The 23,842-nt window shown below is 40.2% G+C and carries 22 protein-coding genes; 13 read left to right on the top strand and 9 right to left on the bottom strand.

Annotation, left to right across the window (positions count from 1 at the left end; translation table 11 throughout):
- Positions 1 to 2: 2 nt before the first annotated feature.
- The 4 genes from AAG747_RS04600 to tamL form a co-directional block, all read right to left on the bottom strand.
- Complete coding sequence (locus AAG747_RS04600; protein ID WP_430300548.1) at positions 3 to 473, bottom strand: (2Fe-2S)-binding protein; 471 nt, start codon at positions 471 to 473, stop codon at positions 3 to 5.
- Between the two features lie 189 nt (positions 474 to 662).
- Positions 663 to 1,115 (bottom strand): SRPBCC family protein, encoded by a 453-nt coding sequence (locus tag AAG747_RS04595; protein ID WP_346819959.1) that lies wholly within the window; start codon positions 1,113 to 1,115, stop codon positions 663 to 665.
- A gap of 338 nt (positions 1,116 to 1,453) precedes the next feature.
- The gene (locus AAG747_RS04590) at positions 1,454 to 2,131 is read right to left on the bottom strand and encodes a haloacid dehalogenase type II (protein WP_346819958.1); all 678 of its coding nucleotides are present in this window, start codon (positions 2,129 to 2,131) and stop codon (positions 1,454 to 1,456) included.
- Positions 2,132 to 2,407: 276 nt separating this feature from the next.
- Positions 2,408 to 4,906, bottom strand: coding sequence for a translocation and assembly module lipoprotein TamL (gene tamL, locus AAG747_RS04585; RefSeq protein ID WP_488168880.1), 2,499 nt, complete (start codon positions 4,904 to 4,906; stop codon positions 2,408 to 2,410).
- A 71-nt stretch (positions 4,907 to 4,977) separates the two neighbouring features.
- On the opposite strand from tamL, the gene AAG747_RS04580 reads away from it, so the two are divergent.
- Positions 4,978 to 5,724, top strand: coding sequence for a TrmH family RNA methyltransferase (locus tag AAG747_RS04580; RefSeq protein ID WP_346819956.1), 747 nt, complete (start codon positions 4,978 to 4,980; stop codon positions 5,722 to 5,724).
- A 15-nt stretch (positions 5,725 to 5,739) separates the two neighbouring features.
- Entirely contained in the window at positions 5,740 to 6,399 is a 660-nt protein-coding gene (locus AAG747_RS04575; RefSeq protein ID WP_346819955.1) for a SprT-like domain-containing protein, read from the top strand.
- Here the strand turns inward: AAG747_RS04575 and AAG747_RS04570 are convergent.
- Entirely contained in the window at positions 6,396 to 7,700 is a 1,305-nt protein-coding gene (locus AAG747_RS04570) for a tetratricopeptide repeat protein (RefSeq protein ID WP_346819954.1), read from the bottom strand. The two genes, AAG747_RS04575 and AAG747_RS04570, sit on opposite strands and share 4 nt — an antisense overlap.
- A gap of 346 nt (positions 7,701 to 8,046) precedes the next feature.
- Here AAG747_RS04570 and AAG747_RS04565 point away from each other — a divergent pair, with 346 nt between their 5' ends.
- On the top strand, positions 8,047 to 8,805 hold the full coding sequence (locus tag AAG747_RS04565) for a hypothetical protein (RefSeq protein WP_346819953.1): 759 nt from the start codon (positions 8,047 to 8,049) through the stop codon (positions 8,803 to 8,805).
- Here the strand turns inward: AAG747_RS04565 and AAG747_RS04560 are convergent.
- Complete coding sequence (locus tag AAG747_RS04560) at positions 8,802 to 9,473, bottom strand: rhomboid family intramembrane serine protease (protein WP_346819952.1); 672 nt, start codon at positions 9,471 to 9,473, stop codon at positions 8,802 to 8,804. The two genes, AAG747_RS04565 and AAG747_RS04560, sit on opposite strands and share 4 nt — an antisense overlap.
- A gap of 34 nt (positions 9,474 to 9,507) precedes the next feature.
- Positions 9,508 to 9,852 carry a P-II family nitrogen regulator gene (locus tag AAG747_RS04555; RefSeq protein ID WP_346819951.1) on the bottom strand — a complete coding sequence of 115 codons (345 nt, stop codon included), beginning with the start codon at positions 9,850 to 9,852 and terminating at the stop codon, positions 9,508 to 9,510.
- A gap of 205 nt (positions 9,853 to 10,057) precedes the next feature.
- Here AAG747_RS04555 and AAG747_RS04550 point away from each other — a divergent pair, with 205 nt between their 5' ends.
- The gene (locus tag AAG747_RS04550; protein WP_346819950.1) at positions 10,058 to 10,672 is read left to right on the top strand and encodes a TIGR04282 family arsenosugar biosynthesis glycosyltransferase; all 615 of its coding nucleotides are present in this window, start codon (positions 10,058 to 10,060) and stop codon (positions 10,670 to 10,672) included.
- Between the two features lie 463 nt (positions 10,673 to 11,135).
- Positions 11,136 to 12,503 carry a tetratricopeptide repeat protein gene (locus AAG747_RS04545; protein ID WP_346819949.1) on the top strand — a complete coding sequence of 456 codons (1,368 nt, stop codon included), beginning with the start codon at positions 11,136 to 11,138 and terminating at the stop codon, positions 12,501 to 12,503.
- Positions 12,504 to 12,582: 79 nt separating this feature from the next.
- On the opposite strand, the gene AAG747_RS04540 is transcribed toward AAG747_RS04545, so the two are convergent.
- Positions 12,583 to 13,572: a helix-turn-helix transcriptional regulator gene (locus tag AAG747_RS04540; protein ID WP_346819948.1), complete on the bottom strand. Its 990-nt coding sequence runs from the start codon at positions 13,570 to 13,572 to the stop codon at positions 12,583 to 12,585.
- A 116-nt stretch (positions 13,573 to 13,688) separates the two neighbouring features.
- On the opposite strand from AAG747_RS04540, the gene AAG747_RS04535 reads away from it, so the two are divergent.
- From AAG747_RS04535 to AAG747_RS04510, 6 genes are all read left to right on the top strand, one after another.
- Positions 13,689 to 14,144, top strand: a complete 456-nt coding sequence (locus tag AAG747_RS04535; RefSeq protein WP_346819947.1) for a hypothetical protein — start codon at positions 13,689 to 13,691, stop codon at positions 14,142 to 14,144.
- Complete coding sequence (locus tag AAG747_RS04530) at positions 14,134 to 15,900, top strand: ABC transporter ATP-binding protein (RefSeq protein WP_346819946.1); 1,767 nt, start codon at positions 14,134 to 14,136, stop codon at positions 15,898 to 15,900. Before AAG747_RS04535 ends, AAG747_RS04530 begins: the two co-directional genes overlap by 11 nt.
- Positions 15,901 to 15,977: 77 nt before the next feature.
- Positions 15,978 to 17,726: an ABC transporter ATP-binding protein gene (locus AAG747_RS04525; protein WP_346819945.1), complete on the top strand. Its 1,749-nt coding sequence runs from the start codon at positions 15,978 to 15,980 to the stop codon at positions 17,724 to 17,726.
- 108 nt (positions 17,727 to 17,834) lie between these two features.
- Positions 17,835 to 18,524, top strand: a complete 690-nt coding sequence (locus AAG747_RS04520; RefSeq protein WP_346819944.1) for a class I SAM-dependent methyltransferase — start codon at positions 17,835 to 17,837, stop codon at positions 18,522 to 18,524.
- A gap of 82 nt (positions 18,525 to 18,606) precedes the next feature.
- Positions 18,607 to 19,542 carry a cation diffusion facilitator family transporter gene (locus tag AAG747_RS04515; protein ID WP_346819943.1) on the top strand — a complete coding sequence of 312 codons (936 nt, stop codon included), beginning with the start codon at positions 18,607 to 18,609 and terminating at the stop codon, positions 19,540 to 19,542.
- A gap of 341 nt (positions 19,543 to 19,883) precedes the next feature.
- Entirely contained in the window at positions 19,884 to 21,041 is a 1,158-nt protein-coding gene (locus AAG747_RS04510; protein ID WP_346819942.1) for a C1 family peptidase, read from the top strand.
- Positions 21,042 to 21,104: 63 nt separating this feature from the next.
- Here AAG747_RS04510 and AAG747_RS04505 read toward each other — a convergent pair whose 3' ends face one another.
- Positions 21,105 to 21,878: a Mut7-C RNAse domain-containing protein gene (locus AAG747_RS04505; RefSeq protein WP_346819941.1), complete on the bottom strand. Its 774-nt coding sequence runs from the start codon at positions 21,876 to 21,878 to the stop codon at positions 21,105 to 21,107.
- Positions 21,879 to 22,074: 196 nt separating this feature from the next.
- Here AAG747_RS04505 and AAG747_RS04500 point away from each other — a divergent pair, with 196 nt between their 5' ends.
- Positions 22,075 to 22,380, top strand: coding sequence for a DUF3817 domain-containing protein (locus AAG747_RS04500; RefSeq protein ID WP_346819940.1), 306 nt, complete (start codon positions 22,075 to 22,077; stop codon positions 22,378 to 22,380).
- Positions 22,381 to 22,594: 214 nt separating this feature from the next.
- A complete protein-coding gene (locus AAG747_RS04495) occupies positions 22,595 to 23,725 on the top strand; it encodes a redoxin domain-containing protein (RefSeq protein ID WP_346819939.1) in 1,131 nt (376 codons plus the stop codon).
- Positions 23,726 to 23,842: the final 117 nt, after the last annotated feature.

Genomic DNA, 23,842 nt, shown 5'->3' with positions numbered 1-23,842 from the left:
CTTTAAGATTTTTGTTTGTTGGCAGCGTATTGAATGGATTTAACGATATTGTGGTATCCGGTGCATCGGCAATAATTCCCTTCCAGGCCATGCCGGATTTCGTCTTCGGAGGGATGAGGGTTTTGATGAAGGAGTTCAACCGCAGTCATAATCATACCGGGTGTACAAAAGCCGCATTGCAACCCATGCTCTTCTTGAAAGCCTTCTTGTAAAGGATGTAACTCCCCGTTTTTTGCCAAGCCTTCAATGGTCGTGACTTCACAACCATCCGCCTGAACGGCTAAAAGTGTACAGGACTTGACTGCTTTGCCATCTACCAGGATGGTACAAGCCCCACAGCTGGAGGTATCACATCCGATATGGGTACCTGTCAGCCTCAATACCTCTCTGAGGTAATGTACCAGAAGCATACGGGGTTCTACTTCATGGCTATAGGTTTTCCCATTTACGGTTAATTTGATTGGAATTACCATGTGAGTTTGTGTTTAAGTATATCGATGAATAAAAATATTCAAAGGGAGTATTGTGTAGTGGTTGGAGTTAGTCAGCGAGGATTATTGGTGAATCAACTAAATTGCTCATGTTCTTTGAACCGGATAAGCATCTAAAGTATAGTTGGTTGTACAGATGGGGATAATGAATTGATTCAGAAGAAAAATTGCTTATGAAGCCGGGTTATTCTCAAGTTCTTTTTCCAAGGATTTAAAAAATTGATTGACCAGAGTCTTGGCAACACCGCTCATCACCCGTTGTCCCACACGTGCCATTGTGCCACTAAGTTGTGCGTCTCCGGTAAAGTTTACTTCGGTTTCGGTTTCGGTAAGGCTTTGTAATGCAATGGTCCCTTCTGCATGCACATTTCCTATTTTACTATTTTGCTGAATAACCAATGTAAACTGTTGCGGAGCCTGTTTGTCTTTTACCTGCATGGTGCCTTTAAACGATCCTTTGACTGGGCCGATGCCGATTTGCAACAAGGCATCGTATTGGTCGGGAGAAGTAGCCTCCAATGACTTTACACCGGGCGTTACTTTTGCCAAAATAGCGGGGTCTTGCAGCAAGTCCCAGATAAGTTGTAAAGGAGCTGAGAGAGTATGTGTGCCGTCGAGATGCATATGGAACGTTATTTATAGGATTAGGATCTGATTTCTTAATGAAGTGAATTAACCTTTTTCTTTTTGCTAAAAAATGTTTCAAAACCGCCTCCTCTGTGTTGCTTTTTTCAACAATAGCTTTGGCTATTCTCTTCAAAAAATGCCTTGATGAGCCGGTTTTGATTCCATTTTCGGTCAAAAACTATAAGTTCAAACCACTTCAATAAATTATACATTTTAAGGCAAGAAGTCAACTTTATAAAGAACTGGTTTTCACCAAATAATTTAACAATAATTTTAGTATTTGTAAAATTATTTATACGAGTTTCTGCTAAAAATAGAAGTTATAAAAAAGCTTATCAGTGTTTTTGCAGGAGTTCGTTTAATGATTTGATACAAGAGTCCGCATCATAGTCCAATACCTCTTTATAAGTGTTGGAAGAGCGTTGCAACCAAATGGTTTTCAAACCATAAGAAGCCGCTCCACTGATGTCCCAGGTGTTGGCTGAAATGAAAGCAACATGTTCCGGTTCGAATCCTGACTGGGTTCGGATGAGTTCATAGACCTCAGGGGTAGGCTTGTATTTTTGTACGGCATCTACGCTGAGAGCGTATTCAATATGATCTTGTAATTTGTTGCGGGTAACCGCCTTGTCCAACATTTCTTGATTGGCATTGGATAAAATTCCTAACTCAAAGTTTTCGGATAATTTTTGAAGTGTTTTTTTTACATCAGGATAGACATTCAGAATAAAATAATGTTCCATCAAATCATCCAGTAAATTCAAGGAGAGGGGTACTTTTTGTTGGTTACATGCATACAAAAGAGCCTCTTCCGTAATTTCATAAAAAGGTTTGTACCGGTTCATTAAAGTTCTTAACCAAGTGTATTCCAGTTGTTTGTGTCTCCATATTTGATGAATAGCTTCAGCTTTGTCTCCAAAGTGAAATTCCAAACGTTGGCTGATGGAGTTGATATTAAACAAGGTGCCATAAGCATCAAAAAAGACGGCACTGATCCCTGGTAGATGTTTCATGGTTGTTTTGCAGAGTTGATAAAAGAGTAGAAGGTAAGCTTGAAAGGGGAAGACGCAATGGTTTGATCGTTTCAACGAAGGTACCCCTTACATTGAAGATAAAAATTTTTACAATGAATTGAAAGAGAAATCTTGTTCGGAGCCCTTGAATACCAAAGCTTATCCAGAATAAAAGAGCGTCAAGATCCCAATGTTTTTTTGAACATTGGGCAAGATATTTACTTTTCTGAGTTTTGTTGGCTTTAGAGTTTCAAACTTGTGTGGGAAATTAAGGTGTTAGAACGGGTAGCCGATACCAATGTTAAAAATCGCCTGGCCACTACCCAAAGGTTTTTCAAATAAGTTACCTAAAACAAAGCGTTTGTGTAAGGGCTGTGCCGGATCGTAGGCTTTGATACCGAGGTCAAACCTTACTAACACAAAGCTAAAGTTCAAACGCACACCAGCCCCTACACCAATGGCTAACTCTCGCCAAAAGTCCTTGTATTCAAATTCTGCTCCGGGCCTGGAAGGGTCTTCTTGAGAGGTCCATACATTGGTTGCATCGACAAATAAGGCCCCTTCCACCACACTGAACAAGTGTTTGCGTAACTCTGCATTTAATTCCAGGATGATTTCTCCGGGTTGTTCGAACCGGTCGTCTATCAGGCCATCATTGGTACGAGGAGCATAGGTGCCCGGCCCGACTCTTCGAGGGCGCCAGGCCCTGTTACTGTTACTTCCGCCTGAGAAAAAGTATTTTTCATAGGGGAGAGAGGTGGTAAATTTGCCATAGGGTTTGGCAAACCCGATGTTAATCCGGGTTGCCAGCTGGCTTTTCAGCCCTGTGCGTACATTCTTCCGGAAATCAATATTGGTTTTGTAAAAGCGGTATACCCGGAGTCCGAATAAACGCCCTTCTGTTTTAACTTCATTCCCATAAAGGTTGACTAATGTACCACCGCTTTCCGCATAAAATCGTATAAATGTAGAACTCTCAAAAGAATTTTTACCAAAGTCATCCGAGGCCTTGATCACCGTTAAATTAATACTGGAGACAAAGGAAGAGTCGAAGCTGTTTTTGAGGTTATTACCCTGAGCAAATAAGGTGTCCAAAGTCTGCCGGAAGTCATTGCTTAAGCGTTGGGTGTTTATAATACTGAGATCGAGGGGTTTGATATTGAATAATAAGTTGTTTTTGTTTTGCCATTGATAACTACCCTGAAGCTGAGAGTTGACCCGGGCATACTCTGGCCGGTCAATGAAGGAATATCCGACCGAAACTCGGGTGCGGGTATTGAACATGGAAAGCTTTCGCTGAATGATTTTACTATAAGGAAGTAGAAGCCTTGGGAAAGAAAGTCCTAAGTTAAAGCCATACTCTTTACTGGTATAATTGATCTTTTCGTTGGTCAGAGCGGTTTGGGCTTCGATAGCCATACGGGCATTAAAGTCCAGGATTTCCGCTCCTTTAAATATATTCCGGTCTTTGAACGATAAACTCACAAATGGGCCGGGTAAGGATTGGCTTACATTCAGCCCGGCTTCGATAGAATATTCGAATTTTTTCTGATCGTTTGTAAAGATATGTGCTTTGAGTGATCCCTTACTTTGTTTTTCATAATTGATATTGACAAATTTAAAAACATCTAACCCGGCCAGACTGCGTTGGGTTTCTTCCGCATCCGAAAGCTTATATAATGATTTGGGCCGGATATAGATATTGTTGTCGAGGACTTTTTGGGAATATTTATTTTTGAAAACCTTGTATGTGATACCATGATACTCTTTAGCGGAAGTAGAGCGTGATTTTCTAACATCTACACCACTTTCGAAGATCACCGTATCCACCGTGTACTGCAGGTGTTTTGAAGCTTCCGAGGGGTTTTTAATCATTACGTTGATATGAGCGGCCGCTGTCCGGTTAGTCGTATCTACCTGATAAAAAATATAAGACTTGGTTAAGTCGAAATATCCGTGGTTTTTCAAATACCGGCTGATCCGTTCCCTTTCTTTTCCAAGGTTTTCTTCGTTGTAAATATCCCCTACATTCAACAATTTGCTTCTGGAAGACTTTTGTTTCATCAAATGATATAGTGTGGAATCGTTGATGGAATAAGAAATGGAGTCGATACGGTACGGTTCTCTTTCCTTGATAAGATAGGTATGGGAGATCAACTTCTTCAAGGTATCGGCTTTTACGGCTACAGTTCCTCTGAAAAAGCCCCGCTTCTTCAAGTATTTCTCCATCTGGCTAACGCTTTGCCGGGTCGAAAAGTCATTTGCGATGCTGGGAGGCTCTCCAACGGTACGCATCAGCCAGTTTCCTTCTCGTTTGTAGGCAGCGAGTTTTTCCGTATATTGGTTGAGCTTTGATTTTTGCTTACGGATTTTCTTTAAGACTTTGAGGGAGTCTTTTCTGTGTAACTTCCGATGAACATTGTATTGTGCTTCTTGCTGGAGCACCTGTAGGTTTTGATATAATTTATCGACTTTTTCTTCTTCTTTCCGAATTCTTTTTTCAAATTTAGCAACTCGCTGATCAAAAGTTTTTTCATACTTTTTCTTCCCCAAAAAGTAGAAGTACAGATAAGGCGTAAAAGGAATTAAGGGGAACTTTCGATTGGGTTTTTGCCGGTAGAACTGTTCTAATTCATCGCTGGCGATATGTTTATTTCCTTTGATCTTTTGATTATACAAAAGATACTCCTCTTCATGGAGCTGCTTGAGGGGGATGCATGAAGAGGCCAGGCATGAAAGTAAGAAGGTGAAAATGATTAGACGGCAAATGCTCAAATTGGTATATATTTATAATTTTGTTAATCTGTACAATTGAATCATCTACAAAACTAATACAAAATACAGAAGTGAATAAGAGGTGGCAAAAATTAATCCGGTCATTACATAATAAGAAATTCCGAAAAAAAGAAAATCTTTTCTTAGTAGAAGGGGCTAAAAATATTTTAGAACTGATAAAATCAGACCTGGAAATTGAAGGCTTGTTTTATACCGAAGAGTTTCAAGAGGAACAGCATACAGTGCTAGAACAGCTCTCTTGTGAACAAGAGGTGGCTAGTGATGATGTATTGAAAAAAGTAGGGACATTTCAAAGTAATAATAGTGGTATTGCGGTGGTTAAAACACCTGAAAACGCACCTTTAAACTTAGACAACCAGGTGGTGATTGCCTTGGATGATGTACGGGATCCCGGTAATTTGGGGACCATTATCCGTATTGCCGATTGGTATGGCGTCAAGCAAGTGCTTTGCTCATTGAATTGTGCCGATTGGTATAACCCCAAAGTAATCAATGCTTCTATGGGTTCTTTTACCCGGGTCAAACCGTATTATATTGATTTAAAGGAGTATTTGGTTGGCTTGTCCGATGAGGTGATGGTGTATGGTACATTTATGAATGGTATCAATGTACAACAAGCAAAAGTAACGAAACCGGCTATTTTAATATTCGGGAACGAATCAAACGGGATTTCTACTGAAGTAGCGGACTTGGTACATGTAAAATTAACGATCCCGAGACGCGGTATGGCCGAATCGTTAAACGTATCCATCGCTGCGGCCGTAGTTTGTGATAACGTGTTCAGAAGTCTCACCTAATACCTCAGCATTTCCATGACGAAACAGCAATTGACTTCAGCACTTTCCAAGTATCTACCGGAAGAGGCTGTAGCTCCGGTTTTGGAGTTAATACTTCAACATAAAGTTCAACTCACCGTTACCCCTCAGCGAAAGTCAATGAACGGGACATATCGGCCGCCGGTGGATCATAAAGGGCACCGGATCAGTATTAACGGAAACCTGAATGTTTATGCTTTTTTGATTACCTTATTGCATGAACTGGCGCATTTGTTAGTTTGGGACCGATATAAAAATAAGGTACTCCCTCATGGGGTAGAGTGGAAACAGCTTTTTAAACATCTATTGGAAGAGTATATTCGATACGGTTGTTTCCCGGAGGACGTTCAACAGGCTCTACGAGGCTATATGGATACCATGTATGCTTCCAGTTGTACGGATAAAACGTTAATGAAAACGTTGGCTCAATACGATGTCAACCGGCAGACAAGTAGTGGAAAGGAAGAGAAAACGTATTTTTTGGAGGAAGTGCCCGAAGGGGCTGTGTTTTCCTTGGTAGAAGACCGGGGAAGGGTATTTGTAAAAGGAGAGAAGCTCAGGAAGTACTTCCGGTGTCAAGAGTTGAAATCAACGCGGTTGTACAGGGTGAGTCCTATTGCGAAAGTAGTGTTAGCTACAAGGCAAAACCTCAATTAAATGTTGCCGGTGGCTTCAATTTTTTCAATTTCCTTTGCTGCGACTAATCTGAACGGACCAAAAGCGGATCTTTTAAAAGCATCTTTAGCTTCTTTTAACCTTCCAAGGTCATTGAAAACCTGTCCTAGTAAAAAATACGTTTTTGTCTGGGTTCCCTGGTCAATGGCCTTGTTGCTCAGAATGCTTTTTAATAGTTTTTCACTTTCTGAAAATTTGCCCATGCGATACGAGGCAACAGCCTTGACAAACTTAATGTTATAATCATTGGGTTTGCTGGCAAGGTAACTAGTTGCTGAAATAGCGGCATCTTTATAATACCACGATTCCAGTTGTGCCAAACAAAGCTTTCGGTAAATTTCTGTCTTTACATTGTCATCCGTAACGGCTTGCAAGGATTTTTCCAATTCTTGAATCACAGCACTTTTACCGGTCTTTTTATCTGTTAACTTAGCGGAAAGTGTGTGGATAGACGTTAAATTTTCTTCCATTCTACGGGCAATCGTTAAGAGTTTTTCACTGGTATCATAATCATATAACTCCATAAAACAGATAGCGGCATCGATATAATATTGGGGGCTTACCCGGGCAACTTTGAGTTTGAGTTTTCCATATTTTGCCTTTCGCAAATTGCTCCAGGCTTTTTCATATTCGCCTAATTCGTGATAGGCAAAGCCCATTTCATAATGGCACTGTGCCAAAAGTTGTGGCGCATTTTGGCCTTCTAGTTTGCGAATGGCCACAATCATACTTTTTAGTGCTTGCAAATGCTCTTCCCTTTTATTATTGATAGAGGCTTCTATCAACAGTAAGTCAATATCATCCAATACCAGGCTTTTGGCTTCCTGGATATGCTTCATTGCTTGGTTATAAGCTTTGTTTAGATAGTAAATCTGGATGACTTTTTTTTTGTATTTTAACTTAATGTCCTTTGCTTTTTCATGTATGTAGGCTTCATTGTAGCTTTCGGCCTCTTTGAAGGGCTTTCCGGCTAAATTATAACAGCGGGCAGCATAAATATAGGCTTGCAAAAAATTTGTTCGCAGCCCTACACATTTTTGAAATGAAAAGATCGCATTGTCAAAATCTTTGATTTTTGCATAACATAAGCCTTTGGCATAAAAAAAACTGGCTTTGGAGGAGTCAATGCGAATGGCATAGTCGTACAGGTCAATGGCTTTTTTGTAATCCCCTGACTTCCTAAATGTCTCAGCTTCTGCAAATACCTTTAACGGATCGTGCTGTGCGAATAAGTGGATGTTGCTCAACAACAAAAAAAGTAAGGTACTTAATTGTATCTTCATCCTATGACAAATTTCAACGTTGATCTTGTATTGAGTAGGCCCTTGCTCTCTTAAAAAATGCTTTTACAAAAAAATCTATAACCCGGCCGTTACATTACTTCAATCTTGGAAACGAATTTATTGATTTGATATTTTCTTTTTTTTCTCCATGAAGTTCCGTAAAGGTATATTTTTGGTAATGTATTTAACTATAATGCAGTATTGAAGAGAGGCATACCAGCCTGTATTTATCTGTGTAAGTATACAAAAATATCAGATTTTATGCTGTAAATCAATGGGATAATCATGGAGATACCTGGTGTTAATGTAAGCCGGGGTCGATAAATGTAAACGGAATAAGCTCCAAATGATAAATAATCGATTAAAAATGAATGATGATGCCTGGATTACTCTATTAAAAGAGGTAAGTAATAAAGTGAAAATGGAAGTGTATGTGTTTGACCGGGCCAGAGCGAAAGCTTGGCCTTCCGAAAATCAAGACTTAAAGAGGCCCCATTTTGAAGATATTCATGTATGTTTGGATGGGTTTAAATCTTCATTTCCTAAGAAAATAAAAAATGTGCCGGGTGTGGAGACTATTGAACGTTGTTTTCGCTTTCCTGAAAAAAGAAGGGAAAAAGCCACTAAGGACTGTTTGGCGATGTATGCCGGATATAGTAGTTGGGAGGCCTACCGGAGAAAATACCTGGAAATAAAGCCGGTGAAAATACATTTGAGCTTGGCACAAAGTACTGTGCATATGGAGTTTCAAGGGCGAATCAGGGAGTTGCAAAAGCAGATTCCTCATACCATCAGCAATAAGGAGTTTGAAACCGATGATGAAATCGTATTGCGTTACATCACACTTTATTTCTTTTTGGTCTTTGATGAGTTTCATGTCTGTCAGGTAATTAGCCCTGAGGAGTTAGGAGTCCTGTGGACAGAGTTTTATGCAAAGGGGGTTTTAAATGCTTTGGAGCGGCCGGCTTTTCGAAAACGCATTTTGGAGATGTTTGAAGAAGAAGATAATTACGCGTTTTTTGGGCTTAAAGACGAATTCAAAAACGAAATTTGCCGCTTGTACCGGGAGGAATACGGCCGGGATTTATGTTCCGAAGAAACTTAATGACTTTTTTCCGAAGTGTTTTGTTTCTCTTTATAGACATATTTATACATGGAGTTTTCCATATTGAGATATCCTTCGTCAGTATCTATTTCCGGATAGTCATAGTCTTCAATTTGCTCATCCATTTGTAAATGGTCTTTATAAAAGTAAGCCAAAAAAGCACCTACAAGTCCTCCGATAAAGTGCGACTCCCATGAGACACCCGGTTGATTGGGGAAAATGCCATATACCATTCCTCCGTAAAGCAAGGCTACTACCACCGAAATGGTTAGTGACTTTAAATCTTTCCGAAAGATTCCACTGAAAAACAGAAAACTGGCAAAACCGTATATCAGTCCGCTGGCTCCGATATGGTAGGCTTCCCGAGCGAAAAGCCATACACCGATCCCGGTCATTAAGTAGGTATATAGGATGATTTTTTTGTAAATAGCTGGGTAGAAAAAGAGAATGCTGCCCCCTAAGACAATAAAAGTAGGGGTATTGGACAGCAGATGGTTAAAATTTCCATGTAAAAACGGGGACAATAAAATTCCTGGTAGCCCCACAAAACTCCGGGGGAGAATACCCCAATGGCCTAAGTCTAATTGTAAATTGTATTCTACCACTTCAATGAGCCAGTAAACACACACGACACTGAGTGGTAACCGTATACTTTTTGATAAAGTCATGTTGCACGAATGATAATAAGATGGTCTACGCTTTTTATAAAGCCTCGGGGCCGCTCGATTTATCCCTTATACGAAAGGCTTGCTCAATATCCAACACAAATACTTTTCCGTCACCAATTTGCCCTGTATGAGCATGCTGGATAATCGTGTTGATTACCTCTTCAGCTTTCGAGTCTTCTACTACAATTTCAATTTTTGTTCTTCGAATATAGTCTAAATCATACGCTTTCCCTCGGTATGTACCTGAAAGTTCTTTGCGCTTTCCATATCCGGTAACTTCAAAGAAAGTAAAGAAGGAAGTGCCTAGCTCATCCAGAGCACTAGCTACATCATTAAATTTAGAGGAGCGGATAATGGCATCGATTCGTTTCATTTTCATCTATGTGCTTAAGGTTAAACCAATAATTTCCGGGAGCAGACGAATAGGTGAGCTTCTTCTTTCTTTAATTTAACAAAATTTTCGGAACTCAGTCAATTTTGAACAGGAGATGTCCATCATTTTATGAAAATCTTCCGGAACCCTCTTTTATCTTGTTGATCCTCATTACCTTTGCAAGGCGCACTTAAAGTCAGTGAATGTTTGTATGTGTAACTCGTACTTGATTGTTTTTGTAAAAAACCTTGAAAAAGGAAAGGTGAAAACCCGCTTGGGAAAGGTAGTTGGGGATGAAAATGCCTTGTTAGTGTATCAAAAATTACTGAAACACACCGCTGACCAAACCCAACAACTCATGTGTAAAAAGGTTGTGTTTTATTCGGAAAGCATAGAGAAGAAAGACCTATGGCTTGAAGGGGTGTATACCAAAGCATTACAAGTAGGAAAAACTTTGGGTGAGCGAATGAAAAATGCCTTTGCATTTTGTTTTGAACAAGGTGCAGATAGGGTAATGGTTATTGGCAGTGACTGTCCGGAATTGTCCCAGTCTATCATTGAGGAGGCTTTTGATCGCTTGGAAAGCTATGATACCGTAATCGGACCGGCTGCAGATGGAGGGTATTATTTGTTAGGTTTGAACAAACCGGTACCGGAGCTCTTTGAAAATATCCAATGGAGTACATCCTCTGTACTCAAGGATTCGCTTAACATCCTTCACAAAAAGAATTTATCAAACTATCAACTTCCGGTGCTGTCAGATTTAGATACGGTTGAAGATCTGAAACGTTATGCTGACTATTATCAACTTGTCAAGAAAAAATAATCAGTATTTTTGCCCTAAATACTTGTAATAAGTTAAGAAAAAATAAAATGCATGCGTACTTTCTGCGTTGTTTTCCCATACTAGTTATATATAATTATTAGGATTTAGTGATAAATAGCTAGAAGTCAACTATAAAATCTTGTATTTTATTGAATAAATGAGATGAAAAAGATTTTGTAAGAAAACAACAGCAGAGGCAGAAAGAAGAATATTTCAATGGTTATTTATCTTTATTTTTTGATAATCACCCTCATTTAGCATTTCTTACACATTAACTATTATTTGAATTTTTAAATTTTAATAATGTATTTCTTACATGAAATGAAAACAGAGGCTATTTTTTTAAGTCATTCAATTGCAATAGTGGAGGCTAGCAAATACAAATAATCGGTATTAGCTAGGCAAATCAGGCATATATAATCTATTCTCAAATACAAATTAGCAAAATCAAATTATCCTTGTTATGAGCCAAGTGAAACGGTTGATCATAGCTTTTCTTTTCAATGTATTTTTTGTTGCCACGGCCTTTTCTCAAGGAAGTGATGCCTTGGATATTTATGTACAAGCGGAAAAATACCGCCAGGCAAAAAATTACAAAGCAGCCATTGAAGAGTATAATAAGGCAATCCAGAAAGATCCTAAAAATCACAAATTTGTGTTTCAAAAAGCAAAATGTTATCTGGCTATCGGAGATAAGGATAATGCTTTGAATTGTTTTGCAAAAACAGCGGAACTCAATGAAAAATACGTAGATGCCTATACTTGGCAAGCTAACTTGTATCAAGAAAGAAAGGACATCCCCAACACCATCCTTAATCTGGACAAGGCGTTTCAGTTTGAAACAGATCAAAAGAAAAAGGTGGAATACAAAGTGGATATCATCAAATTACTCTATAAATCCGGAAAGTTTGATGCTACCTGGGAACATATCCAAGATGCAAAATCGCAAGATGAAAACGATTTGAGAGTCTTGTATTTTGAAGCGCATTTTGCAAACCGCAATGAAAAGTATCATCTGGCACAAGTGGATATGGAAAAAGCGATCACCTTACTCGACAGTAAAGACCCTAAGGAAATATCCAAGTATTATTACGAATTGGGATATGCTTACCATCACTTAGAGGAGTATCAGAAGGCAAAAGAAACCTTTGCCAAAGCTAATTACGGTCCTTTTAAAGGGTTAATTCTGGAGCTGGGCCCTCAGTTTAACTACTCGGTGGCCTATGCGTTTTATCAGATTTATGACTTGAAAAGAAGCCTTGAACTGGTGGATTATACCTTGAAAATTGATCCGCATTATTCTGCTGCACACGATTTGAAAGTGAGAATTGCAGAGGCTTTTATCGATAAAAGTGCGATCATCGATCAGACTAAATCCGCTCTGAGTTCGCAACAAGGAAATGAGAAGTGGATTGCTGCTAAATATTTTGAAATGGCAGAGATTGAGTTGCAAGCCGGGAAGTATGGCGATGCCATTGCCTCCATTGAAGAATGTTTGAAACTGGAACCTCATAATTACAATGCTACGTTTATTCTGGCTGTATCAAAGTACAAAAGTAGCTTGAAAGATGAAGCAAAAGACTTATTGGCCAATGCCGTCACATCTCATGGTGTGGATCACGAAACCAAAGCCAAATTCCATTTTACCCTGGGTCAAATTTATAAAGACTTGGATGATAAAAAAATGGCGGAAGAGGCGTTTAAAGCCGCTCACTTCGGTTTGTTTAAATATGCGGCAATGAAAGAAATCAAATCTTTGAAAAATGAAGTCAACGTGGTTTCTGATGACAGCGGGGAAATTACAAAAGTAGAAGAGGAAACGGAGTTTTAATTCGATCATATTCTAGTAGCTATATAACAGAAAAAGGAGCCTGATACCCAAGCTCCTTTTTCTGTTATTGAAATGTAATTTATATCAATTGGCTAGGTAATAGCCCAAAATATTTTTTAAAGGCTGCCGTAAAATGCTGAGGGTTCTTATACCCGATCAATAATGAGGTCTCACTAACGGACTTTTCCCCTTCTCTCAGAAGTACTTGGGCTTCTTGCATTTTCAGTTGGTGGATATAGCCGAATACGGTTGTTCCAAATACCCCTTTAAACCCTTTCTTCAATTTGAACTCATTCAAACCTACAAGTTTTGCTAAGCCGGTAAGAGTAGGTGGTGTCCGGAATTGTTTATTTAAAAACAAACGGGCCTCCTGTATTTTATCATAGTCTTCCTTTTTAAAACCCTTCACAGTAACTTTGCTGTTTTCTTGTTCGATCTGCTCTAGTTGCAGCATTAATAATTCTATAACTTTTGACTCCAGGTACATCTTTTTTAAATGCCCTGTACGTTGACAGTTTTTTATACTTTGAATAATCCACAAAATTTCCGGTGTAATCTTAAGGTTGTTAGGATGGATAAACCCACTATTTCCCTGCTCTATTTGCCTTAAGAATTTGCCTTGTAGCGAACAATTATCTCTAAGTAAGTTAAAGAAGTAGTCCTTGCTGAAGTGGATTTCAAAATATTCCAATGGAGCATCGTCTTGAGCAAGGAAAAACTCCCCGTCAAAGCCGGAAGAGTAATAAAGGTTATGTTGATTGGAATGAAAGTGATGTTTCTTCCTTTGTCCCCGTTGTCGCATTTCACTCTTGCCATTTAAGGTAAAATGCATTTCAATAAACTCCCGGTCATATTCGGAAACCATTTGTAAACTATGAGGGAGTTGGTAAGTAGATTGATATATGGCTACCTCTTTCATCGCTGTTACCTGGCAATGAAACCGGCCTAAGTCGGGATGGTCATAGTTTAAGGTTTTTTCCGTGAAACATTCCACAGGTTGAAGAATATCATGCAACTCTTGTCCGAAAATGAGTTCTTGTAATTCATGTTGGTTAATACTTAATCTCATAAGATTATCCGTTTGGCGTAGCTTTTAATCCGTTTCTCGTTAACCGGTATTACGCATTTTAGTACAACTTTGTGGAAAGTTATAAATTATTTAGAATAATTCTAAACTATTTTTTTATGCAAAAGCTTTCAATGACACAAATTATAGAAGAGTACTGGCCACTGGTATTGGTAGTGAACATGGGGGAAGTTACCATGGAAGGGTATCAAACGGTATTGGACGCCTACGGCAAATGGTTAGACAAAGAGAAACCTTTTGCTATTTTAAACCTTCGAGACCCAGCCGGCTTTACCAGTGAAAAAGGTGTAGCCCAGGCAGGAAAACTATGGATGAAGGAGAATAAAAGTAAAATGCGTGCTTATGTGCAGGGAGTGGCTTTGTTAGTTTCAGAGGAGGCTTCGTTTTCCAAAATGCAAAATTTAGATACTCAAAAAGCCTTCGGTTATCCCAGCAAAGTATTCAAAGATGCTTTATCGGCCTTAAACTGGCTCAACGAGGAAATATTACCTTCCCAATTAACACAAGAATCGAAATCATCTCTCCTTCAATTGCTCGAAACGTATGAAAAATAACACGCCTAAAAAGAAATCGGGGGTTGGGCGTTTATTAGAGTTGGCCGGTCAAAAGCGTTGGCTATTGGCCGGGTCAGGTTTTTTGGCGGTATTGCACGTGCTTTTAGGCATGATCCCGTATGCTCTGATGTATTGGATCATACAATCCCTTCTAATGCCACAACCGGAATTAGCGCTTGTCCATCAATATTTGTTCTGGGCAGCCGTGTCAGTGCTGATCAGTTATGTACTCCTGTTTGCTTCGGGAATGGCTTCCCATATAGCGGCTTTTAATATTCTCTATACCTTGAGAATGCAGATGGCCGAAAAAGTAGGAAAGCTACCTTTGGGATATTTGAATAACCGGAACTCCGGTGAACTCAAGAAGATCCTTTCGGATGATATTGAACGAATAGAAAATTTTATTGCACATGGCATTCCCGATTTTATCAAAGGCTTGACGCTACCGGTGTTTGTATTGCTTTATTTATTTTTTATTGATTGGAGGATGGCCTTGATCAGTTGTTTGCCTTTAGCCATTATTGCCATTTGGGTTCCCTTGGTTTTTTCATCCCCAAAGAATAAAAAAGTCATGGGCGAGTACCATCGTGCCTTGGAGGCTATGAATGCCGGGATAGTGGAGTTTGTGAGGGCAATGCCGGTGATGAAGATCTTTGGCCAGTCGGCCGATAGTTTTGACAAATACAGCGGAACGGTCAAGCGGTTTGACCGAATGGTACTCACCTGGATGAAAAGAACCGCTACCCCTTGGGCCGTATTTATGAGTTTCATCAGCAATGCCATGCTTCCTGTTTTGTTACTAGGAACTTACCTCTATTTTAGCAATGGGGTGAGCTTACCGGTATTCTTGTTATTTCTGATATTGGGAGTTGGTTATATCAAACCTTTGTTTGCCCTCTCTAACCTGGGTTCTCAAGTTTCCATGATCAACCATGGAGTGCAACGCTTGGACGAAGTGCTGTTTAACCAAGACCAAGAAATCGTTCTGAATGCTAAAGAAGTGAAAAATCATTCCATTGAATTTGAGGAGGTTTCCTTTCATTATGAAAATCAATTCAAAGCCTTAGAACACGTCAGTTTCCAAATTCCTCAGGGGACAGTCACCGCTTTAGTAGGGCCATCAGGTTCAGGAAAGTCTACCATCGGGCAATTAATCGCAGGTTTTTGGGCTTGTCAAAAAGGCCGGATTTTAATGGGGGGAGTTGATTTGAAAAATATACCACCGGAGGATTTGATGAAGAAGGTTTCCTTTGTCTTTCAAGATAATTTCCTTTTTCAGGAAACGATTTACGAAAATATCAGAATGGGTATGGACAAGGGGGAGGCGGAAGTGATTGCAGCCGCCCAAGCCGCCCAATGTCATGGATTTATAGGCAGTTTGCCAAAGGGATACCAAACCCGTATCGGAGAAGGCGGTGTACATTTAAGCGGAGGCGAACAACAGCGAATTCAACTCGCTCGCGCTATTTTGAAAAATGCTCCGGTATTGGTGTTGGACGAAGCAACTGCCTTTAGTGATCCCGACAATGAGTCCAAGATTTTGGATGCTTTTAATCAATTGATTCAAAACAAAACGGTGATTGTGATTGCGCATCGTTTGAGCACGATTAAGGAAGCAAATCAAATCATTGTATTGGAAGAGGGACAAATATCCGGTAAGGGTTCACACGAATCGTTAATTAAACATTGTGGGCTCTATCAAAAGATGTGGGAGGCACACCAGCGGGCCAATGAGTTTGAAATTATTCTTCAATAAACAGGCTTCATTCGAAACAGAAGAATTAAGGAAGCTGATTGCTTCCTCATCTCACAATTGTATTAATTTATTCTAATATGCTTTCAAACCTTTTGTATATATTCCGTATTGCTCCGGGAGCGGTACGAAAGAGCCTCTTTTGGGAACTGTTACATGGGATTTTTGTCGCCAGCCCTACAGGGATGTTATTGTTGATTATTTGGGAGTTGTTTGAACCGGAACCCGATCAACGGAAAATTTGGTGGATTGCAGGTATTATGGGGGGGATGTTACTGTTGCAATTTTATATTGCCTCCAAAACGTTGTTGGCATCCAATCAAATGACCTTTCAATTATCGAATACCTTGCGCTTGAAATTAGGGAATCACCTGCAGCGACTCTCTATGGGATATTTTAAGAAAAGAGATCCGGGAGATCTCGCCTCTGTGGTATTACAAGACGTGGCCAATTTTGAAACCATCTTCGGGCATACCGTTGGCAATATTGCCGGGGCTGTATTTGCTACGCTTACCCTTTCGGTTTTTCTGTTTGCCGTTGATTGGCGCCTGGCTTTATTACTGATAGCGGCTCTGCCTTTAGGGTATTTGTTTGTGAAAATTGCGAATTGGGTCATTACCAAACAGGGAGCGAAATTGGTTCTTGCCAGAAATGCTACCGGGGCGCGCTTTCTGGAATATGTTCAGGGAATCCGCTTTATCAAATCCTATGGAATGACCGGTGCTCATTTCAAAAGCTTGGAAAGAGCTATGAGGGATTTTAAAAAAGCCAGTATCCGGACAGAAGCTCTCCCGGGCCCCTTTGTATTATTGGCTGCGATCATATTTGAACTGTTTTTTCTGGGAATGGTTGGCTTGGGGGTCGGATATTTTGAAACGGGAACTTTGAGCATACCGGTTTTGATTGCTTTTTTAATCATGGGATACCGTCTGTACGAGCCGTTGAAAGTGGTTTTGGTGGATTACGTCACGTTACGGTATATGAATATTAGTTTGACCAGAATCATTGACTTACTCAAAGCCGAAGAACAGGAATGGGAGGAAGACTGTCCACCGGAACATTTCGATATTGCGTTTGATCATGTGAATTTTTCCTATACCGGAGATGAAAACGTATTGAAGGGAATTAGTTTTTATATTCCTGAAAAATCCATGGTGGCTTTGGTGGGGCCTTCCGGTTCGGGAAAAACCACCATTGCCAATTTGATTGCCCGGTTTTGGGATGCACAACAGGGAAGTGTTATGATTGGCGGAATTGACATACAGCTACTTGCCCCCCATACGGTTTATCAAATGATCAGTGAAGTATTTCAAGAGGTCTATTTGTTTGATGACACCGTCTATAATAATATATTGATCGGTAACCCTAAGGCAAGTAAAGAACAAGTCTGGCAAGCAGCTAAGGCTGCTCAATGTCAGGAGTTTATCCGGTCCCTCCCCCAAGGGATGGAAACAAGAGTAGGTGAGGGAGGGTCCCGTTTGTCGGGAGGACAAAAACAAAGGGTTTCTATTGCCCGGGCAATGTTGAAAGATGCACCGATTGTCCTTTTGGATGAAGCGACTGCTTCTTTAGATCCGGAAAATGAGGTATATATCCAGCGGGCAATTCAACAACTGGTAAAAGATAAAACGGTGGTGGTTATTGCGCATAAATTACAAACCATCAAAAATGCAAATCAAATTATCGTATTGGACCAAGGACGTATCAAAGAAACCGGGGATCATACGTATCTGATGGAAGTGGGCGGTTTGTATACACAACTATGGAATCAACAACAAAAAGCCCAAAGCTGGAAAATTAAGACAATGATGCCTGCAAATGAAATCTGACAAAGGTGTTGAAAGCGTATAGGAGTCCTTAGGAAAGAGGCGCGAGTTTCCGAGGAATTTAGTTTAACTTTACTTATCCAATTAATAATTGAAAACAGATTAAAAAGTATGAACGAGCATAAAAATACCTCTTCGCAAGAAGAAAAAACTTTTACCGAAGAAGAAGTGAAATACATGGCGGCACAGTTGCGCTGTCCGTCAGGTCAGGAAGCGGTAGAAGTAGCGCAAAAATTAAATGTGAATAACGGTAAGATGACCCAAAGGGTGATCGAGCAATTGTCATTGGTAGCAGGGCAAAAAGTATTGGAAATCGGAATGGGCAACGGAGCGTTTATCCCTGAGGTGTTGGCAAAAGCCCCTGACTTGCATTATTACGGGTTGGAATTGTCCGAAGAAATGGTAAAAGAAGCCCAAAAGGCCGTAGCAGACTTGCCCAACGCACAAATTTTGCATGGAAGTTCTGAAAAGTTACCTTTTGAAGACCATCAGTTGGATGCTGTGTTTACGGTCAATACGCTGTATTTCTGGGAAGAGCCTATAGTCCACCTTCGGGAAATTAAACGCGTATTGCGAACCGGTGGCACATTGTATTTATCTTTTAGAAGTGAGAAGTTTATGAAAGATTTACCGATGGTCAAATATGGCTTTCAGCTCTATGAGGGGGATTCGGTGAAAAAACTATTGGAAAGCTTGAGCTTTACTGTAAAGTCCATTATTTATGAACAGGATGAAAGTATGAGCTTTTTGGGGAAAGAGATGCTGAAAGATCTCTATATTGTAGAGGCGAGTAAGTCATAACTATGTAGATGTTAATAGCACCGGCCAGTAATATTTCTTGCTTTAAGCCGGTGATTTGAAGAATTATGAACGAGTTGATAGTATGAGTCATACAAAGGAACATCAGCACCATCATGGGTGTAATCATTCGCATGAGCATGCCGGAGCACATATTCACCCGGTGACGAAAAACCTCAAAGTCGCGTTTTGGCTGAATGCATCCTTCACCGTGATTGAGTTGATTGGTGGGCTGTTCACCAATTCGATCGCAATCCTTTCCGATGCCATTCACGATATGGGGGACACCGCAGCTATCGGAAGTTCTTTGTGGCTGGAGAAATACGCGCAAAAAGGCCGGGACCATACTTATAGTTACGGGTACAAACGCTTTTCCATTCTAGGGGCATTGATTACCAGTTTGATTCTGGCAGTGGGAAGTGCCGTTATTTTGATGGAAACCGTACCGCGTATTTGGAATCCCGAACCGGTAAGTGCCGCCGGGATGTTTGGCTTGGCCATCTTGGGTTTGTTGTTTAACGGCTTGGCAGTTTTGCGCCTACGCAATTCCGGAAAGTCTCTGAACAACCGGGCAGTGATGCTGCACTTAATGGAAGATGCTTTGGGCTGGTTGGCAGTACTGGTAGGCAGTTCGGTGATTTACTTTACACACTGGTATTGGATCGACCCGGTACTCTCTTTGGGAATCGCGGTATTTATTTTGTTTAATGTCTTTAAAAACCTCAAACAAATTTTCCGGATTTTCCTGCAATCTGTCCCTTCGGAAGTCAATGTAAAAACATTGGATTCACAATTGCGCTTATTGCAAGGAGTGAAGGACGTTCATGATATGCATACCTGGTCATTGGATGGGGAATACCATGTGCTGAGCCTGCATCTGGTAATTGATGATAATTTGACAGTTCAGGAGTTAAAACGAATTAAAAAAGAAGCTACCCGGCTTTGTAAATCTTTGAATATCAATCATCCCACCTTATCGTTGGAGTTTGAAAGCGAAAAGTGCGAACTGGAGCATTGTTGATCATTAGCGCCTGTATCCTTGTCTTGACAAGGATACAGGCTGTCTAAAAAGCCGATATATAGCTACAAAGACACGAAGCTTTACTCCATAATTTGTGACTCTTTGTAGTGCTTTATGTTCTATTGAGTTTTTTAGACAGCTCTCTTTGTTTTAGCCTAATTTGGGAATTATTCCTGTAACGATTCCCATTCCTCCCAAATGTTTTATAGAATTGTATTTACGAAGTAAAAGACCAGTAACTGATTTAACGATGCTACTTACAGATTACAACAAGAGAGCAACATTAAAAAAGTGACTACTGGTTTGTATCCTAATACTACGAATGAATAACCCTTATGAAAATGACCAATCAACTGCGCAAAACCGTAGCAGGCTTGATTTGTATAACTGCGGCTTCCATGCCTCAGTTATTCGCTCAAGCTGTCAAACAAGAAAAACCCAATTTTAAAATCCAACACAAAGTGGATGTGACAGGCATCAAGAACCAAGCCCGTACCGGGACTTGTTGGAGCTTTGCCACTTCTTCTTTTTTGGAGTCTGAAGCTATACGGATGGGTAAAGGGCAACACGATATTTCCGAAATGTATTTTGTCCGGCATAATTACCCCCGGAAAGCGGATCATTATGTACGCATGCAAGGCAAGGCTAACTTTGGACAAGGTAGTTTGTCGCACGATGTCATTACCGCAGCCGCTTTACATGGCATTGTTCCGGAAGAAATATACAACGGCTTGAACTATGGTAAAGACTTTCACGATCACGGTCAGTTATTTTCTTTGTTAAAAGGAATGCTGGATGGGGTATTGGAAAGTAAAGGAAAAGCCCTGGATCCTAAGTGGAAAGAAGCTTACGAAGCCGTATTGGATACGTATTTGGGGAAAATACCGGAATCCTTTGAATATCAGGGTAAAACTTATTCCCCGCAGTCATATGCCAAAGAGGTGATCGGCTTTGATGCCGGCAATTACATCGAGTTGACCTCTTTTGCTAATTATCCTCTCTATCAACCCTGTGTATTGGAAGTGCCGGACAACTGGGCCAATGGCATTTTTTATAATGTCACTGTTGATGAATTGGAAGAGGTGATGGACAATGCCTTGAAAAACGGCTTTTCGATCGCTTGGGATGGAGATGTGAGTGAAAAGGCCTTCTCTCATGGAAAAGGAATGGCCATTGTACCTGAAAAAGAAGTAAAAGGGGAAGATGGTAAAATTGATCTGGTTGCTTCTATTCCGGAAAAGGTAATCGACCAGGAAATGCGTCAGGAAACTTTTGATAACTTTACCACTACAGATGACCACTTGATGCATGTGGTGGGTTCAATGGTGGACGATAATGGGGTGAAATTCTATTTGACGAAAAACTCTTGGGGGGATAGCAATGAGCTCGGAGGGTATTTATATATGTCCAAGTCGTATGTGCGTTTGAAAACGGTGGGGATTTTGGTGCATAAAGACGCAATTCCCAAAAGAATCAAAGATAAATTGAACATAAAATAAGACTTTGGTCAATATTGTTTATTGAAGAAGATTGGCCTCCCATGGAAAACTTGGGAGGCTTTTTTATGTCAACGACTGTTGTTCTTTGAACTCTTCGATCAATTGTTTTACTAATTGAAAATGCGGTCCGTCCCAATACGCTTTTTGACATGCCGGGCAGTAGTAAAACTGTCGATACATTTTATAGATAAAAGCAGGAATGAGCGAGAGGATACGCTCTTTGGCAATGGGGACAAGTGTAGTGTTACATTGGACACAACGGTGAACTAATTGTACCGATGACCATAAATTGTACCGGTGCATAACTTCCCAAAATTGTTCTTTCGGATCTGTAGAGCGGATCCAATAGCCACGGCTCAAAATTTTTCGGCGCAAAAGGCCTTTGTCCCGGGTAAGGGCGATGCGACCGTGGATTTCTGCCAATTGAACAATCTCAGGATCGTCATAATCCTTATTGTAATAAGAATCAATGCCGGCCAGCCGTAAAAATACATTCAATTTACTGAGGTGTACATCCAGAATAAACTTTACTTCGTGTGCCTTTAACGGAGCTTGTAAGTGCCCTTCTTGAGGAATAGTAGAGAAACTCCCAATGGGAAATACCTGAACCCGGTCCTTGTCCTGAAGTGGATAGTCGAACTTTACCGGACACTGATTGACCAGGATCCCATCCACTTCAATATGAGGCACTCCCATTGCCTCAATGGCGTGTTTGACAGCAGGGTGTTTTTTGAAATGATAAGGAATATTGACATTCTTACTTTCTTCCGGCAGAAAATCATTCAGATTTCCCGAAAAACTAAACGTAGCGCTATGCTTGGCCTCTTCAATGCTCATAAAAGAAGGTAGCAATTTGCCTATAGAAAAGCAAGGAAAGAAGCTTGATTTTGAGTGAATTACCTATAGGTATTTGCAGTAGAACTACAGAGGAAAGTTCTCATGGATTTCTGATGCAAATTCATTTTTTTTATCAATACCTGAGAACTATCTTAGTGGCATCAATCATTCAATTGCTAATTAAATAATCCATAGTATGTTATCCACTTTATTAAACAAACTTCGCTTAGTCGGAATATTGGAAGGGCTTTCCCTCTTGTTGTTATTGGGAGTTGCGATGCCCTTGAAATACATGTTTGATATGCCTGAGGCAGTAAGGCATGTAGGTATGGCTCACGGGCTATTGTTCTTGTTATATATTGGAATGATCATTTGGGCCGGTTTTGAATACCGGTGGTCGATTAAAATTCAGGCTTTATTAGCAATAGCCAGTGTTATTCCTTTTGGGGCTTTTGTCGCCGAAGCTAAATTTTTCAAACCGGAAGCCAAAAAACTATCTTAAGAGATCGTAAAACTTTCACAGGCTCTTGCTGTTAGTGAAAGTCGACTGTTCAATTCAATTGTAAGAACAGTTGTATATACTATCGGTTACTCAAAGCCCTGAATCTGATAATATTGATCCTTTTTAAGGGGCAATCCCTTATTTCTGATGCTCTTCACCGTGATGAACCCCTTCGTTTATTTCATCTCTTCTGTCCTCATTAAATATAGAAACCATGCGTATACCCTCTTTCATTACACTGTTTGTATTATTACAAAGTCATTTTCTTTCTGCTCAGGAAGATGCTCTTTTACCCTTTACACTCAACGGAAATATCAATGCTGATTCGGGAGTCATCCAACTGAACGTGTCGTTTGACTCGGACTACTATCCCAAAGAGGTAGCAAAAACCATAAAGGCACGAGTAGAAAACCGGAAATTTACCATCAAAGGGTTTATTCCCTATCCTCAAGGAGTTACCTTGAGTTATGGCGAGCGGTATTATTCTTACTTTTTTGTGATTGAGCCCGGAACCCAGTCGGTGACGTGCAACCTGATTGCAGGAAGGGAGACTCCCAAAGTAGACAATGCAACGATGAAGGAGTACGAAATGGAATATCTCAAAGCTTATGCCCCCGTAAACCAGAAACGCATACAGTTCAACATCAAAAGAGACAGCCTGAATCATCACTATCAAAACAAGGTTCCCAAGTCAATAAAACTAGCGTTGGAGCAGGAACTCAAAGGATATTACCGGGAAGGGGACCGGGTATTGCTGGAGTATATAAACACTCACCCGGATTCCTATTTCGCCTTTTGGAAGGTTATCGGACTTTTTAGGTTTAGTTATGAAAATACCTTTGATGAGATGGTAGATGGTTTTTCCGGTTCATTGAAAAATACGCATGCAGGGAAGGTGCTTCAGGAAAAATTGGCCATAGCCGCTCAGCTCGATTATGGAAAAAAATTCCCCTCATTACCTGCTTATGATCCACAAGACAAGCCGTTGAATTACGCCTCCTTTTCCAACAACCAATTCACCTTTATAGATTTTTGGTACAGTGGCTGTCATCCTTGCATATCGCAATTTCCCCATTTAAAAAGCACCTATGAAACCTATAAAGAGAAGGGGTTTGAAATTATAGGCATTTCCACGGATAAAGTAAGGCATAGAGACAATTGGCAGAATATGATCCGGAAATACCAACTAGCATGGCCTCAGTATTGGGACAAAGAGGGGGTAGAGTCTGCAAAATTCTCTATCCATAAATTTCCGACTAACTTTTTGCTGGACAGTGAAGGGAATATCGTGAAAAAAGATTTACGGCCTGTGGAGTTAGAGCAGTTCTTACAAGAAAACCTGTAGCAATAAAAGGAGGATAGCTCAATAAAGTGTCCCGTAAAATGCTAATTTTCAGAGAGCCTTCATTATTGATTTCTATTTAAAAGCCGGGTGTTTTTTCTGAATTGTTTTTCTTATCCA

Origin of the sequence: Rapidithrix thailandica (assembly GCF_039710355.1) — a bacterium.
In the GTDB taxonomy this organism is placed as follows: Bacteria; Bacteroidota; Bacteroidia; order Cytophagales; family Flammeovirgaceae; genus Rapidithrix; species Rapidithrix thailandica.
This window is presented reverse-complemented; position numbering and strand designations above follow the sequence as displayed.